The 14256-nt window shown below is 49.2% G+C and carries 13 protein-coding genes and 1 pseudogene; 11 read left to right on the forward strand and 3 right to left on the reverse strand.

Translation table 11 applies throughout. The features are described from left to right. The coding region (locus tag H6G46_RS14560; RefSeq protein WP_190759818.1) for a transposase at positions 1-132 on the forward strand (132 nt) is incomplete at its 5' end. A 10-nt stretch (positions 133-142) separates the two neighbouring features. On the opposite strand, the gene H6G46_RS14565 is transcribed toward H6G46_RS14560, so the two are convergent. Further along, a complete protein-coding gene (locus H6G46_RS14565) occupies positions 143-778 on the reverse strand; it encodes an aromatic ring-hydroxylating dioxygenase subunit alpha (RefSeq protein ID WP_010873222.1) in 636 nt (211 codons plus the stop codon). Positions 779-857: 79 nt separating this feature from the next. Here H6G46_RS14565 and mtnA point away from each other — a divergent pair, with 79 nt between their 5' ends. After that, entirely contained in the window at positions 858-1913 is a 1056-nt protein-coding gene (mtnA, locus tag H6G46_RS14570) for an S-methyl-5-thioribose-1-phosphate isomerase (RefSeq protein WP_010873223.1), read from the forward strand. An 87-nt stretch (positions 1914-2000) separates the two neighbouring features. Here mtnA and H6G46_RS14575 read toward each other — a convergent pair whose 3' ends face one another. Then, complete coding sequence (locus tag H6G46_RS14575; protein ID WP_010873224.1) at positions 2001-2678, reverse strand: lysophospholipid acyltransferase family protein; 678 nt, start codon at positions 2676-2678, stop codon at positions 2001-2003. 284 nt (positions 2679-2962) lie between these two features. On the opposite strand from H6G46_RS14575, the gene H6G46_RS14580 reads away from it, so the two are divergent. The 3 genes and pseudogenes from H6G46_RS14580 to H6G46_RS14590 form a co-directional block, all read left to right on the forward strand. Continuing rightward, positions 2963-4972 (forward strand): M48 family metallopeptidase, encoded by a 2010-nt coding sequence (locus H6G46_RS14580; RefSeq protein ID WP_010873225.1) that lies wholly within the window; start codon positions 2963-2965, stop codon positions 4970-4972. Positions 4973-5078: 106 nt separating this feature from the next. Next, positions 5079-6512 carry a collagen-like protein gene (locus tag H6G46_RS14585; RefSeq protein WP_048908414.1) on the forward strand — a complete coding sequence of 478 codons (1434 nt, stop codon included), beginning with the start codon at positions 5079-5081 and terminating at the stop codon, positions 6510-6512. Positions 6513-6561: 49 nt separating this feature from the next. Next, a pseudogene (locus tag H6G46_RS14590) lies at positions 6562-6861 on the forward strand (family 10 glycosylhydrolase); the annotation flags it as partial. A gap of 112 nt (positions 6862-6973) precedes the next feature. On the opposite strand, the gene H6G46_RS14595 reads toward H6G46_RS14590, so the two are convergent. Beyond that, entirely contained in the window at positions 6974-7453 is a 480-nt protein-coding gene (locus tag H6G46_RS14595) for a TspO/MBR family protein (RefSeq protein WP_010873228.1), read from the reverse strand. 121 nt (positions 7454-7574) lie between these two features. Here H6G46_RS14595 and kaiC point away from each other — a divergent pair, with 121 nt between their 5' ends. The 6 genes from kaiC (at position 7575) to secG (ending at position 14198) form a co-directional block, all read left to right on the forward strand. Further along, on the forward strand, positions 7575-9092 hold the full coding sequence (gene kaiC / locus H6G46_RS14600; protein ID WP_010873229.1) for a circadian clock protein KaiC: 1518 nt from the start codon (positions 7575-7577) through the stop codon (positions 9090-9092). Positions 9093-9130: 38 nt separating this feature from the next. Continuing rightward, positions 9131-9307, forward strand: coding sequence for a PCP reductase family protein (locus tag H6G46_RS14605; RefSeq protein ID WP_010873230.1), 177 nt, complete (start codon positions 9131-9133; stop codon positions 9305-9307). 52 nt (positions 9308-9359) lie between these two features. After that, entirely contained in the window at positions 9360-10355 is a 996-nt protein-coding gene (locus H6G46_RS14610) for a glycosyltransferase (RefSeq protein ID WP_010873231.1), read from the forward strand. A gap of 235 nt (positions 10356-10590) precedes the next feature. Further along, a complete protein-coding gene (locus H6G46_RS14615) occupies positions 10591-12207 on the forward strand; it encodes an alpha/beta hydrolase (RefSeq protein WP_010873232.1) in 1617 nt (538 codons plus the stop codon). A gap of 94 nt (positions 12208-12301) precedes the next feature. Then, positions 12302-13900, forward strand: a complete 1599-nt coding sequence (gpmI, locus tag H6G46_RS14620) for a 2,3-bisphosphoglycerate-independent phosphoglycerate mutase (protein WP_010873233.1) — start codon at positions 12302-12304, stop codon at positions 13898-13900. A gap of 64 nt (positions 13901-13964) precedes the next feature. Beyond that, a complete protein-coding gene (gene secG / locus H6G46_RS14625) occupies positions 13965-14198 on the forward strand; it encodes a preprotein translocase subunit SecG (RefSeq protein WP_010873234.1) in 234 nt (77 codons plus the stop codon). Positions 14199-14256: the final 58 nt, after the last annotated feature.

The following is a 14256-nucleotide window of genomic DNA, read 5'->3' on the forward strand; positions in this document are numbered from 1 at the left end:
CTTTTTTTGCCGAAATATTCTCCTGATTTAAATGATATTGAGCATGACTTTAGTGCCTTGAAACGAGCTAGAATGTACGCTCCTATTGACACGTCTCTTGATGAAATTATCCGTTCTTACTGTGGCGTTTAGCGTCTCAGCTTTATTTGAAACTACTATAATGTATGAAGCTCTCTCTTAAGGTGGTGTTTGGAACATTGCCTTTCATGGTGAAATCAATCTGGGTTCCTGATGCGTTTTGTCGGAGGGATAAGTCCATTTTGATGTCAAGATGATGAACTGTCTTCAAATGTTGGGCATCAATGCCGTTCATCATGCAAATATGATGGTGACATTTTCTTTCAAAGGCTTTATCCGCTTGGGTGACCAGTTTCTGACCCTGGAGTTCATCAAATTCTGGTAAATCATTGGGGGCAATTTCCTCTGGAAAAATCCAAATAAAGCCATATTTTTCGGCGGTGGCATAGGGCGCTAATTGTGCTTTGGGGGGAATTTCCGACTGACAGGGAATATGGCGACATTTACCCGTTTCATCAAAGGCCCAACGATGAAAGTTACAACGAATCCAGCTGTCTTCAACTTGCCCTAAACCTAGGTCTGTGCCAAGGTGGGGACAGTAGCCGTGGAGGGCCCGAGCCTTTCCATCTTCTCCCCGAAACACGACAATTTTTTGCCCACAAAGGGCCAGGGATTTAGCTTGACCCCGCCGTAATGTCCGGCTAGGACAAACGATATACCAACCCTTCGCAATAATTTGCCAATTATTAAAGATTTCCATGGTTAAGTAAGACGAGGGGCTAATATTGGCAAGGGAAACAATTTTCTATTTATCACTCTGCTAAGAAGTTACTTTTAACATGACCCAATCTACAAATTTTGATGATGTTTATCCAGTACAGTGGCGAGATGATCAAGTAATTCTGATTGACCAGACCCGTTTACCTTTGGAATATAAAGAGGTGGCGATCGCCGACTATGAGGCCATGGGCCATGCGATTAAATCCATGGTAGTGCGGGGAGCACCGGCCATTGGAGTTGCGGCGGCCTACGGTATGTATTTGGGGGCCAGGAGGATTCAAACTACGGAATTAAGGGAATTTGTGGTGCAGTTGGAATTTGTGGCGGATCAGCTACGCCAAACCCGACCCACGGCGGTAAATCTATTCTGGGCCATTGACCAGATGTTGAATGTGGCTTACCACAGTGGCGAAAATGTGGAGCAGATTAAGGCCAATCTCCTTTCCCAAGCCCAACAAATTCAACTCGATGACCTGCGTACTTGTCAGGCGATCGGGGCGGCAGGACTTGAAGTATTACCAAGGGAACCCCATCAGTTGACTATTCTCACCCATTGCAATGCCGGCGCTTTGGCCACTGCTGGTTACGGTACGGCGATCGGGGTTATCCGGGCGGCCTGGTCTGCGGGCCGCTTGGCCAGGGTCTATGCCGATGAAACCAGACCTAGATTGCAGGGGGCGAAATTAACCGTGTGGGAATGTGTGCAGGCAGGGATTCCCGTCACCCTGATTACCGATAACATGGCCGCCCATTGCATGCAACAACAACGCATTGACGCCGTGGTGGTGGGGGCCGATCGCATTGCGAGAAATGGCGATATAGCCAATAAGATTGGCACCTATGGCTTAGCGGTGTTGGCGAAAATGCATGCCATTCCCTTTTTTGTGGCCGCCCCATTATCTACGGTGGATTTTGCTTTGGATGATGGTAGTCAGATTCCCATTGAAGAACGGGACCCGGTGGAAATTTACCAACCAGAAGGGAACCGCATTACCCCAGAGGGAGCAGAATTTTATAACCCGGCTTTTGATGTTACCCCCGCCAGTTTGATCACCGCCATCATTACGGAACAGGGTGCCATTGCTCCGGAAAAGTTGGCAGATCTACAGGCTTAGTTTTGCTGTCTATTTCCCCACAAAAGTAACTTTTTCCACATTTTTAGCGATAGTTTTCCACAGAAAATTCCCCTAAGGATGCCATCACTAATCCCTGCCTAAATCCAGCATCTCGTGAATTTGGGCTTGGCAAGCTTTAGTAACCGCTTCCAATTCGGGTTTCCTATTCTTTACTGGAGGGGCGATCGCCTTACCAATGCGAATAGTTAAAGGCACAGGATGGGGCCAGGGGGAACCGGGCTGAAAAATTTGCTCTACTCCCCCTAGGCTGACGGGAATAATGGGCACTTGGGCTTTAGCTGCAATCATGGCAGCCCCCAATTTTGGCTGGTGAATGCGGCCATCCTTTGTTCTGGTTCCCTCCAGAAAGACCCCCACTAACCAACCATCCCCCAGCGCCGTCAAGGCGGCCCGCAATGCTCCCCGATCGCCACTGCCCCGTTTGACTGGATAGGCCCCATAGAGGCGAATGGCTGGACCCAGCAGGGGCACATTAAATAACTCTTCCTTGGCCATAAAGGCCACCGGCCGGGCCATGGCACAGGACAAAAATGGGGGGTCAAAATAACTGGCATGGTTGCTCACCACCAAGGCCGGCCCCCGGGTTGGCACCAATTCCTGACCATATACCTGGGCCTGGAACAATCCATGGAGCAGTGGCCGCACCACCCCCCATTTCAAGCCCCGGTAGAGAGCTAAATTAAGTGACGTTTCCCTTGGGCGGGGAGCACTCAAACCACCACGATGATTAATCTCGGAATCCACTGAGCTTTCCCGGAAAATACTTGCCTCAACACTTTATCAAAACCATGGCGAGTAAATCCCCGTGCCAATGGCGGCAGCTTCTATCTTTGGAATCCATGGGAGGAGCCAGCATTGCCCGCCGAAAACTGGACTAACTGGATACTTCCGCCCCAAGTCGTGCAGATGATGGCAAGGAAAATTAAGCAAAACGCTTTTCCATAACTCATATTGGGGGTGGGAGAATGGAATTTTTGCCTCCATACTAGTTCCGGCTCCTCTGTTCTCGTTTCTCCGCTTTTACTTCCATGAATGCCCATGAAATTGCCCTGACCCTGCAAAAGGGACTTAAAGCCCTGCAAAATCAAGAATATCAGTCGGCGATCGAGGCTTTAGAAATGGTTTGCCGCCGGGTGCCCCAGCAGGAATCCCCCGAATTTCTCAAAGCTCAGATGGCCTTAGTGAGGGCCTACAGAGCCATAGGGAGATTTGATCAGTCCCGGGAAATCTGCGAATACTTAACCCGGAACCCAAACCCAGAGGTACAAAATTGGGCTAAAACGATGATGCTGATGCTCCTTAAACAGGAGAATGGGGCTGAAGGGGAAGCGGATGAGGATGTACTGTCCACTAATTTGAAAGCCGGTCGAGCGGAAAATAATCGGGTTAAGGTGGCTTTGCCCAGGGTAGCGGATAGTTTGCCTTTTATCTTCGGTATGGGCCTCTTGGTTCCCCTTTTAACCACTTCTGTATTGTTTACACCGCTGGCTTGGTGGCTGGCCCAGGGACAGTGGCAAAAGTTGCTGGCCATTAGTCTGGGGCTGGGCATTGTGGTTAATTTCCTGGCCTTGTTTTACAACGTCCCCATAATTGATTTGATCAATCGACGTATTTATGGCACCCAATGGGTCAACCTTGGCGCAGTGCAAAAATATAGCCCCGAAGCCGGGGAATTAATGTTGCGGGTGGCCAGGGCAAAGACTTTTCCCATTCCTAAGCTGGGGATTATTCCCGATAATCGTCCCGTTATGTTTACCTATGGCGTGCAACAAAACAATAGTCGTGTTGTGCTCAGTCAGGGGATTTTTCGTTATCTAAGCGCCGAAGAAATTGCCACCCTCCTGGGTCATGAATTGGCCCACATTGTCCGCCGGGATTGCGCCCTATTGACCTGTATGAGCGGTTGGGGACAGGTATTTTACTGGTTATACTGTGAGCTACAAATGGCCCGGACTTCCCAGCCGGCGATCGCCAAGATATTGATCACCCCGTTGGTGTGGATTTGCTTGGCCATGTTTCGCATTAACCAGGGGTCCAACCGTTACTTTGCCCGCACAAGGGAATATTACGCTGACCACTTTTCCGTCAACTACACTGGTAACCCCAACGCCTTAACTCGTGCCCTAGTGAAAATGACCAGGGCTTTGGTAAAACGGGAAAGACAAGCAGAGAAACCAGCCTTATTTCTGGAAGGTATGCGCAACTTTGCTAACTATGATGCCTACACAGCGTCGGCCTGTGAACGGGGAGAAAGATTTGATCCGAAGATGGTGGGCAATCTACTCCTCTGGGACTGGGGCAGTCCCTGGCGGGGCATTATTACCTGGTGTAGTTCCCATCCCCTTTTAGGTAAGAGGCTCCAGGTGTTGAGTCATTACGCCGAACAGTTAGACCTGGACACGGAATATAACCTAGTGCTCAGCCGTCGACAAATCTCCCTGGAAGAAGCAAAAAAAAGAGCTTTATCCTTTTATCTTGAGGTACTTATTTGGCTGCTGCCCCTCTGGTTTGCCCTGGGCTTGGGCTGGTGGACCCAACAGGAAAACCCCGTTCTTAAACTGCATCTACACCAAGCCATACTGGTGGGTCTAGGGGCGGGCATCTTACTGCGTACTGCCTGGCAAAGTTTGGGGCAAAGGAAAGTGGCGGCCCCCACCGTAGTGAGTGTGCTCAGCGACCCTAATTTAAGTCCCATCTGGGGTACCCAGGTTAATTGGCAAGGTAAATTCCGCCTGGTGCAAGCTAGTGTTTGGAGAGCGCCCAAATTGTATTTTCATGACCGCACCGGGGTAATTCCTGTGCGTTATCCTTTCTGGACTAGACTGTTGCCTCCTTTTCGTTCTCCCCAGATCCGCCTAGAGGCGATCGCCTTGGGGTCAGTAAAAGTCAGCGGCATGGTGGTGCGGGGTTTATCGCCCCAGTTACAACTTGCCACGATCGCCAACGAAGAAGGCCAAATGTTGATTGGTTATCCCCTTTTCCTTGCCTGGGCAGGGGGATTGTTATTGGTCTTATTGGGGATTTTGATCCCAGGGTAAACTGAGATTGCTCACTGCCAGATGATTTAGAACGGAACCAACCCCCAACTTCCCCCAGTCAGGGAAATTAGTTTGGTTTCCCTTTAAACCTGTGCCACAATTTCCCATGGGTTTTTGCATTGTAAGGAGAATTAATTTGCGTTTTGCCTCCATTTTGGCCCTGGCTATTCCCCTCAACCTAGTTGCCTCTAGCCTAACCGCCGCTCCTTTGACCAATGGAGAATGCCTACTTCTGGCCCAAGCAAGCCAACGGAGAAATGTTGGCTCCATCGGCGCACCGGGGGCAAGGGGCGTGGATGGCCAGGACGGTGCCAACACCGATGACCTAACGGTTTTCAGTGACGGTTCCCCCATGACCCTTAACCTAGCCGGTAGGGATGGGGCTCCGGGGACTCCTGGCGCAGAGGGCTCTCCAGCCAATTGTCCTGCTTTGGATACCAGCCAGCGGCAAGACGTGCAAATGGCCAATGGCAGTGACGGTGGGGATGGCGGTGATGGGGGGAACGGTGGCAATGGCGGTTCTATCACTATCTACACTCGCAACCTCGACAGTCTCAACCAAATTTTTGTCGGGGCCGCTGGCGGTAAAGGGGGCGCTCCGGGTATGGGAGGGGGCGGAGGCCAAGCCTGCCAATGTAGCCAGCCCTATTGGACTGTGGAAAGTTGTTCTGGCCGTCCGGGGGATAGTGGCTACCGTTGTTCCACCGAAGAATTTCGTTGTTTTAATGGTCTTAATGGCCGGGATGGGCGATCAGGTATTGCCGGGCAGGACGGTTTAACTGGGCGGTTGACAGTGCTGAATCTAGACCGACCCTTGGAGCCGGATCGACCTGGTACTACGGTGAGCTTAGATGTGTTGAAAAATCAGGGCTTCAATCTGTCCAAAAATATTTGGGAAACTCGCCCAGGGGCAGCCCAATTGTTGGCCCCAGGTTCCGTCATTGCCGACGAGTATTTAATTTTATTAGACCGGATAGAAAGATCTTTTTTGGTGGTGTGGAATGCCCCCCAACCTTTTGAGCGTTTTGCCAATACCAATGTGAGTTTAACCCTAACGGAAGATAATCAAATTGCGCCGGAGTTGCCAAGCAATCTTTGGTTGGAAGGTACCACCCAGCAGAGAAATAATGTCACCGAATTTGTGGTTTATAATGCCATGTGGGAAGGGGATGCCACTAGTTTAGGGCGTTTAACCTTATCCGGTAGTGGGAATAATTTAAAGCTTTCTTTGGTAGATGAAGCCAATCAATCCAATTTAATGGCCACCAAGTTTAGGCTCAGATATCGAGTTACTAATGAAGACCCCAGGTTTCGCCCTCCCTCTACCTATACTCTGCGTTATGAAGGGGAAATCGAAGATAGTTTGGTCACGGTTAATGGCAATCAATTCACCATTGATATTGGTCAGTTACCAATTCCCCCTAAAGATTTGGAATCCGGTACTGGAGTAGAAATTGAGCTGGTGGCGGAAAGAACTTTTTCCGGTAACACCGCTGAACAAAAGCTGATCATTCGAGATTTAATTCGAGGTAGAAATTAACCTGGAATTAAGCCTTTCCCCCAATCCCTAGCAATTTTCCCGCAGTCAGTACAACCAAGATTGGCTCGCTTGGGTTAGGCAGGGCATTATTGACGAAGTGGTGGTGCAGGTTTACGGTTCTACTCCGGCGGAAGTGCAACAAACCGTTGCCAATTCTGGTATTCATACTGCCTCCCGTTACGTGCCCGTGGGCATTGGCCTCTACACCGGCATTAAAGCTAAACCATTTAATTTGCAAGCCGTCCAAAACCAGGTTAAGGCTGTGAAAGAGCAAAATCTAGGTCATTCTCTTTTTGTCTGGGAATTTTTAGTGTTGAGAACAATCAACGCCCATCTCAATGTTCTGTAAGGGTTCTATAAAAATTGTGAGAAACTCCCCTGGGCAAAGGAGCCATAGCTAGTGTTAGACTCCAGCCTTTTTTTTCCCAAGCTTTCCTTCGTTATTTTTTTCTCTTTAGTCCCTAAATTTCCCCTGGATTGAGGGGAATCATGGCCCAGGTGACATAGGTGCCAATGGGGCTCCAAAGCAAAAACGGTACTAAGAAACCAAAAGCAGTGGTGGAAACTTGACTAACGGCGATCACCAGGGCGAGCCCCACAAAGAAACCTGTCGCACCAATAATACTGCCCACCCTTAAACTCCGGAGTTTACACATCACGGGGGTGTAGGCCATGACAGTCAATTCCAGCAGAAGATAGCCGACCATTAATCCCCAGCGATGTCCCGGGTCCGCCGTGGCATTCCAGGCTAGGGTAGCGGAAATGGCTCCAGCAATGAAAATGGCAATCCAGATGAAGGGGATGGCCCACTCAAAAGTTAGCCAAGAAGGGCGACGCAGGCGATTGAACCAACGCAAATCCCTGGGGGATAAACGGTTACACACAAAGGCTAGGGCAAAAGCGATCAACCCAATCCATAGCCAAGCTGGAATCATAAACACTTTCCATTAACTTGTGCAAATTCTATCATCGCCCCCTGGCTGAGATCGGTGATATCGGTGGCATTATCAACACTGGTATAATTCCCGTTGGTTCCGAATACGAGTATGGGGCAGTGAAAGGATGATCGACCAAGAGACAGATGGCATTGAGAAGTTGGAGACGGGTATTCCAGGCTTTGATTTTCTGTCCGACGGTGGTCTCCCCCTCGGCCGCGCCACCCTAATTGCCGGCACAGCAGGTAGTGCTAAAACTATTTTTGCTTCCCAATTTTTAGTCGAAGGTATTCAGCGGGGGGAAAACGGTGTTTTTGTCACTTTTGAGGAACCCCCCAAGGCCCTACGGAAAAATATGCGGGGTTTTGGTTGGGATATTCAACAATGGGAAAACGAAGGTAAATGGGTTTTTGTCGATGCTTCCCCCCAACCAGGCGATCGCCCCATTGTCAGCGGTGAATATGACCTAGGGGCCTTGATTGCCCGCATTGAACACGCTGTCCGTAAATATAAAGCCAGTCGCATTTCCCTCGATTCCCTGGGGGCAATTTTTAGTCACCTCAGTGACAGTGCCCAGGTGCGCAGTGACCTATTCCGCTTGGCCTCTGCCCTCCGGGAACTGGGAGTCACCGCCATTATGACCGCCGAACGGGTGGAAGAATACGGTGAAATTAGCCGTTACGGAGTGGAAGAATTTGTTGCTGATAACGTGGTCATTGTCCGCAACGTCCTCGCCGATGAAAAACGTCGTCGCACCATCGAGATCCTTAAATACCGTGGCACCGACCACCAAAAGGGCGAATTTCCCTTCACTATCATTAATAAAAAAGGCATCGTCATCATTCCCCTGTCGGCGATCGAGCTGGAGCAAAAATCCTCCGACATCCGCATCACCTCCGGCAGTGAAGAATTAGACCGCATGTGTGGCAGTGGCTTCTTCCGGGATTCGATTATTTTAGTCTCCGGGGCAACGGGTACTGGTAAAACCCTGATGGTGACGGAGTTTATGGACGGCGGCGTGGCCAATGGAGAGCGCTGTTTAGTTTTTGCCTTTGAGGAAAGTCGAGAACAATTAATTCGCAATGCCACCGGCTGGGGGGTAGATTTCAAACAAATGGAAAAGGAAGGCAAACTAAAAGTGGTTTGTCGCTATCCAGAAACCACCAACTTGGAAAACCACCTGATCATGATGAAGGATATTATCCAAGAATTTAAGCCCAATCGGGTGGCGGTGGACAGTCTTTCTGCCCTAGAACGGGTTTCCACCCTAAAAAGTTTTCGCGAATTTATTATTGGCTTAACTTCCTTTATTAAACAACAGGAAATTGGTGGTTTATTCACTTCCACTACCCCCAATTTACTAGGGGGAGCTTCCATTACCGATGCCCATATTTCCACCATTACCGATTCGATTATTCTTTTGCGTTACGTGGAAATGTATGGCGAAATGCGCCGGGGAATTACGGTGCTAAAGATGCGGGGTTCTATGCACGACAAAGATATCCGGGAATTTTCCATTGACCATCAAGGGATGCACATTGGTAAACCTTTCCGTAATGTCACCGGCATTCTGGCCGGGACCCCCATGTACACAGCCCAGAGTGAGGTGGAAAGATTGAGCGGTTTATTCGATGAGAAAATATAGTCAATTCTTCCCTTTGTAAACCTGGAGGCAATCAATCCATGCAGTGGCAAGAATCTTTACCCTGGACCCCCGAAGCTCGGCAAAAGTTGAAGAATATTCCCTATTTTGCCCGGGTGCAAGCCCGTCAGCGCATTGAGCAGTTAGCTCGGCAGGCCGATCTAGATGAGGTCACTGTGGATTTGGTAGAACAAGCCCGTCTGGAGTTTGGCCAATGAGTTGGTCTGACTTTTGGGGCTAAACTCACAGGTAAATCCCATTTCACCATGCATGGTTACAAATTCACCAAGCCGGTCTGACATCAGTGTTTACAATGGCGATCGCCAGGGGCCAATGTATTCTCTGATTGTGCCCATTTATAACGAAGAAGATAATATTCCCGTGTTATATGAGCGGCTCAAGGCAGTCATGGATCAATTGGCAAGTACGGAACTAGTGCTGATTAATGATGGCAGCGGCGATCGATCCTTAGAAATGATTCGGGCTTTGCATGATCAGGATAAACGGGTCTGTTACCTTAGTTTTGCCCGTAACTTTGGTCATCAAGTGGCGGTGACGGCGGGGCTAAACTTCGCCCGGGGCCAGGCGGTGATTATTCTCGATGCGGATTTGCAAGATCCCCCCGAATTGGTGCCCCAATTGGTGGAAAGGTGGCAAGCAGGCTACAGCGTGGTCTATGCCCAACGGGTTAAACGTCGGCAGGAAAGCTGGTTTAAGCGGCTAACGGCCTATGGGTTCTACCGACTATTGCAACGGTTAGCAGATGTAAGAATTCCGGCGGACACGGGGGATTTTTGCCTGATGGACCGCCAAGTGGTGGATTTGCTCAACACCATGCCGGAAAGAAATCGTTATATTCGGGGATTAAGGGCCTGGGTTGGCTTTCCCCAAACCGGCGTTAAATTTGAACGGGATCCTCGCCATGCCGGGGAAGTGAAATACACTTTTCGTAAATCTCTCCGTTTAGCCATTAACAGTCTGGTTTCCTTTTCCATTGTGCCCCTGCGTTTGGCCACCTACCTAGGACTTTTAGCCGCTCTCCTAGCCATAGCTATGATGATATTAGTTTTATACTGGCGCTTATCGGAAACCAATTCCCCTTTGGATGGGTTTGCCACAGTGGTCATCGCTAATCTATTTTTTGGTGCAGTTCAGCTAATTTGCATTGGCATTTTAGGGGAATACATTGGCAGAATTTACGATGAAGTCAAAGGGAGGCCTCTGTATACTTTGGCAGAGATGGCTGGCTTTGAACAACTTCTTTAGAGTCTGTTTAAAAAGTCTAAAAATTGTCTCACTACCCCCATGATTTACCTTGGAAAGGAGAAAAATTCTTAAACCCAACCCTTTTCAAAGGGGATTAGATAACGGTAAATACAACCTTTGAAAACTGCCCTTAAAACGCAATTTTTAGCAATAAAAACTATCCTCACCCAATCAACTCTTCACCCTGACATCAGATTGGTCAACAACTAATTTTTCCAACTATTTTTCCAATACCATGATTGACTTCAAACGTTTGTTAGGAATTGCCCTTACTTCTAGCCTATTAGTTTTAGCTTCACCAAGCGTAATCAAAGGGGCCGAAACCATTACTTTTTCCATTATGCCCCTGGGACAGTTTGACATTTCTGTGAAAAGTCTGACAGATTTTGCTGAAACTGGTACCATCGACCCGGATTTTAAATTTTATACTCAGCATCTCAAGCCAGAAGAACTAGAGAAACTAAGGGGCTTGCTGAACCATTCTTTTAAGTTTAACTCCGTAGAAGCTTTTCGATTTTTTAATACAACTTTTGGCAAAGAAATTGCCCAACAATTGAGCTACATTATTGCGGCCCCGACCGATCAAAGCCAACCTTTTTTAGAAGGGGCGATTGTGACAGCGGCCCAAAACCCTGACGGCTTTAAAATTATCGATGTTATTAATGCCTATGGTGGCTCAGATTTAGTTTTAAACTTAGATACTTTTAAAAATACCATTGACCAAGCGGATACCCTATATCAAGCCACCGATCGAATTTTTACCTGGTTGGGTAAGCAGGAAATTCCATCTAACCCCGTGCCCCCTAACCTAAAACCCTTGGCTTTGGCTGAACCTGGACCACAAAAATGGACAACGCAAAATCTCACCATTCCCCGCCCCAATGGGCAACCAGTCAATGTTTTTGTTTATCTGCCCCAAGGCAATAGTTCGCCAGCCCCTCTAGTAGTGATTGCCCCTGGCTTAAACTCTAATTTTCAGGCCTTCACCTACATTGCCGATCATTTGGCGTCCTATGGCTTTACGATCGCCGGCATTGATTTTCCCGAAAGTGATGCGGCTCGGATGCAGGATTCTCTCCAGGGCTTAGATGCGTTTCCCGATCCCAATGCCTGGCTAGAACAACCCAAGGATGTCACCTTAGTGCTCGATACCCTAGCCCAAAAAGCAGCCACAGATCCAGCTTGGCAGGGCAAATTTGACATCAATAATGTGGGAATCTTGGGCCACTCCCTCGGTGGCTACACGGCGATCGCCAGTGGAGGAGCAACCCTGGAATGGCCGGAGTTACTGCAACAGTGCGAACAACTAAATAAACCCAATCAAATTAATCTCAACCCGGCCCTACTCTGGCAATGTCAGGGGGTTGGCAGTGCCCCGCCTGCGTCTAACCTCAGGGAGTCCCGGATTAAAGCGGTGCTGGCCATCAATCCAGTTACTAACCCCATTTTTGGCCCCGATGGCATGAAGAACCTAGCTGTACCCACCCTGATTGTGGCGGGTAGTAAAGACATTTTTGCTCCACCGGTACCGGAACAAATCATTCCTTTTTCCCTAATTGAAGGGGTGAATAAGTATCTGCTTCTAGTGCAAAATGGCACCCATCTATCCTTTCTAGAAGATACGGACAATTTACCGGAAAAAATTGTTGGCCCAGGACAAGATTTAGCCTACACCTACATGAAAAGTTTAGGTTTGGCTTTCTTTGATCTTTATCTTCAGCAAGATAGTAGTTTTAAACCATATCTAACGGATAGCGTGGTGCAACAAATGAGTCAGGAGCCTTTACCTTTGCAATTGGTGCCCAGCCTCACCCCAGCCCAACTCCAACAGGCTATGGATATTAATAACTAGTACTCGGTCTAGGGCAGGAGTTGCCCCGGATGTTTTTGATGGTATTATCAAGGGCATCTTTTGCAGACTTTATAACTGTAGTGAGGCAATAACCATGGCAGAGGCACCGATCGCCCCGGTGGTTCTGGTCATCCTAGATGGCTGGGGCTATCGCCCAGATACCCGCGCAAATGCAATTGCCCAGGCTAACACCCCCATTATGGATAGTCTGATCGCCGCTTATCCCAATACCCTGGTGAATACTTCAGGGAAAGATGTGGGTTTGCCCAAAGGTCAAATGGGTAATTCCGAAGTTGGTCACCTCAATTTGGGTGCTGGGCGAGTGGTACCCCAGGAGTTGGTGCGTATTAGTGATGCCATTGAGGACGGAACTTTTTTTGACAACCAAGCGCTGATTGAAGTCTGCCAACGGGTGCGCGATCGCCGAGGAAAATTGCATTTAATCGGTCTTTGTTCCGACGGAGGAGTTCATTCCCACATTGACCATCTTTTGGGACTGATTGACTTGGCTAAACTCCAGGGCATCAGTCAACTTTGCATCCACGCCATTACCGATGGCCGGGATACTCCCACCAATGAAGGGGCCCATTTTGTCCAACAAATCCAAGCCCATCTAGAGAAAATTGGCCTGGGCCGCATTGTCAGTGTCAGTGGCCGCTACTACGCCTTAGACCGCGATCGCCGTTGGGACCGGGTGGAAAAAGCCTATCGAGTCATGACCGAAGACGGGGTAGGGGATGGCCGCAGTGCCGCCCAGGTGATCAAGGATTATTACGCCAGCGACATCACCGATGAATTTATTCCCCCTACTAGAATTGGTGCCGGGGCGATCGCCTCTGGGGATGGGGTAATTTTCTACAACTTCCGTCCCGACCGGGCCAGACAACTTTGCTACGCCTTGGTTAATCCTAGCTTTGATGGTTTTCCCAGGGAAAGGATTCAGCCTCTGGATTTTGTCACCTTTACCCAGTACGATCCTGCCCTGCCAGTGGTTGTGGCCTTCGAGCCGCAAAACTTGAATAACATTTTGGGGGAAATTATCTCCCGCCAGGGAATGAAGCAATTCCGCACCGCAGAAACGGAAAAATATCCCCATGTCACCTATTTTTTCAATGGTGGTTTGGAACAACCCTTTGCCGGGGAAGACCGGGAGCTAATTCAAAGCCCCATGGTTTCCACCTATGACAAAGCGCCCCAGATGTCTGCCAAAGCCGTTACCGATGCGGTTTGTCGGGCCATGGAAAAAGGCATTTATTCCCTGGTGGTGGTCAACTATGCCAACCCCGATATGGTGGGACACACCGGCAAGCTCAAAGAAGCCATTCAGGCGATCGAAACCGTCGACCTCAATTTGGGCCGCCTTCTGGCCAGCGCCGCTAAAGTGGGGGGCACCGTGTTGATCACCGCGGACCATGGCAATGCGGAATATATGAGCGATGAATCCGGCAATCCCTGGACCGCCCACACCACTAATCCGGTGCCGTTTATTTTGGTGGAAGGGGAAGGACGTAAAATTCCTGGCCACGGCGGTGAAGTCAAGCTACGGGAAGGGGGAAAACTGGCGGACATCGCCCCGACTATTTTGGATATTTTGCAGTTGCCCGTTCCGGCGGAAATGACTGGTAAAACCTTAATCGATCAGCCGTTGGTAGAAATCAAGGCCAATCGCACTCCGGTCAATCTCTCCCGTTAGGTAGGGGGATGGAAAAGCGCTAAAATAAAAAGCCTGTATGATCGCCGAGGGGCGCTGAATTGTTATGACTTTGATTACTGTTCTACGAATTATTTGGATGGCTTCCGCCGCTCTGTTGACCGTACTGGTGTTGCTTCATAGCCCCAAAGGGGATGGCATTGCCGGCATCGGTGGCCAAGCCCAATTATTCACCAGTGCCAAAAGTGCAGAGAAAACCCTCAACCAAGTGACCTGGACCCTGAGCATTATTTTTATTGGTCTGACTATTATTTTGAGCGCTGGCTGGCTAGCGAATTAGAACGTGTTTTAAATGCTCCCCTAGCCCCCCAATTCTGGGGGGAATGGTGTTCAAAGTC

The sequence above is a fragment of the Synechocystis sp. FACHB-908 genome (assembly GCF_014698595.1).
Lineage (GTDB): Bacteria > Cyanobacteriota > Cyanobacteriia > Cyanobacteriales > Microcystaceae > Synechocystis.

Coding starts and splice junctions, on each gene's coding strand:
- H6G46_RS14565 (WP_010873222.1), bottom strand. CDS start 778: ATGGAAATCTTTAATAATTGGCAAATTATTGCGAAGGGTTGGTATATC.
- mtnA (WP_010873223.1), top strand. CDS start 858: ATGACCCAATCTACAAATTTTGATGATGTTTATCCAGTACAGTGGCGA.
- H6G46_RS14580 (WP_010873225.1), top strand. CDS start 2,963: ATGAATGCCCATGAAATTGCCCTGACCCTGCAAAAGGGACTTAAAGCC.
- H6G46_RS14585 (WP_048908414.1), top strand. CDS start 5,079: ATGGGTTTTTGCATTGTAAGGAGAATTAATTTGCGTTTTGCCTCCATT.
- kaiC (WP_010873229.1), top strand. CDS start 7,575: ATGATCGACCAAGAGACAGATGGCATTGAGAAGTTGGAGACGGGTATT.
- H6G46_RS14605 (WP_010873230.1), top strand. CDS start 9,131: ATGCAGTGGCAAGAATCTTTACCCTGGACCCCCGAAGCTCGGCAAAAG.
- H6G46_RS14610 (WP_010873231.1), top strand. CDS start 9,360: ATGGTTACAAATTCACCAAGCCGGTCTGACATCAGTGTTTACAATGGC.
- H6G46_RS14615 (WP_010873232.1), top strand. CDS start 10,591: ATGATTGACTTCAAACGTTTGTTAGGAATTGCCCTTACTTCTAGCCTA.
- gpmI (WP_010873233.1), top strand. CDS start 12,302: ATGGCAGAGGCACCGATCGCCCCGGTGGTTCTGGTCATCCTAGATGGC.
- secG (WP_010873234.1), top strand. CDS start 13,965: ATGACTTTGATTACTGTTCTACGAATTATTTGGATGGCTTCCGCCGCT.